This is a genomic window from Roseateles sp. P5_B10 (assembly GCF_056400485.1).
In genome coordinates, this window is the sequence record NZ_JBFULE010001639.1 from 1 (window position 1) to 582 (window position 582).

Consider the following 582-nt stretch of genomic DNA (forward strand, 5'->3'; position numbering starts at 1 on the left):
TTCAACGGCCCGGCCCGGGTGATGACCTGTTCCCAGTGCGCGATGGGCTGGCCGTATTTCTTCTCGATGGAGGGGAAATAGGAGGCGGGGCCCTTGACCTTGTTGTCTTGCGTTGCCATATCGATACCCTTCAAGTTTGACTGACGCCCGGCGATCGGCCGGCATCTGCTGCATGACGAATCGGAGCAGCGAGTTTCGACAAACCGCGAATCGCAAACCGGTCATTTCAAAGGCGAGTGACATGCACAACAGGCATCTGGCAGGCAAGGTGGCCCTGGTGGCCGGCGCCACGCGCGGCGCAGGCCGTGGCATCGCGGTGGCCCTGGGCGAGGCCGGTGCGACGGTCTATTGCACCGGGCGCAGCACGCAGGCGGCCCGCTCGGAGATGGATCGACCCGAAACCATCGAGGAGACGGCAGCTCTCGTCGATGCTGCGGGCGGCCGTGGCATCGCGGTAAAGGTCGATCATCTGGTGGCCGACGAAGTGCGCGATCTGGTCGCTCGCATCGAACGTGAACAGGGGGCACTGCACGTTCTGGTCAACGACATCTTCGGCGCGAGCAAGATCGAATGGGGCAAGAC

General features: G+C 63.4%; 2 protein-coding genes. One reads left to right on the forward strand and one right to left on the reverse strand.

Features of this window, described 5'->3' with window-relative positions; all coding sequences use genetic code 11:
* On the reverse strand, window positions 1–119 hold a 119-nt coding region (locus tag AC1DU6_RS35050; protein ID WP_477863162.1), incomplete at its 3' end, for a DUF4287 domain-containing protein.
* 53 nt (window positions 120–172) lie between these two features.
* Between AC1DU6_RS35050 and AC1DU6_RS35055 the strand changes: the two genes are divergently transcribed.
* Window positions 173–582: SDR family NAD(P)-dependent oxidoreductase (locus AC1DU6_RS35055; protein ID WP_477863160.1), on the forward strand; the 410-nt coding region annotated here is incomplete at its 3' end.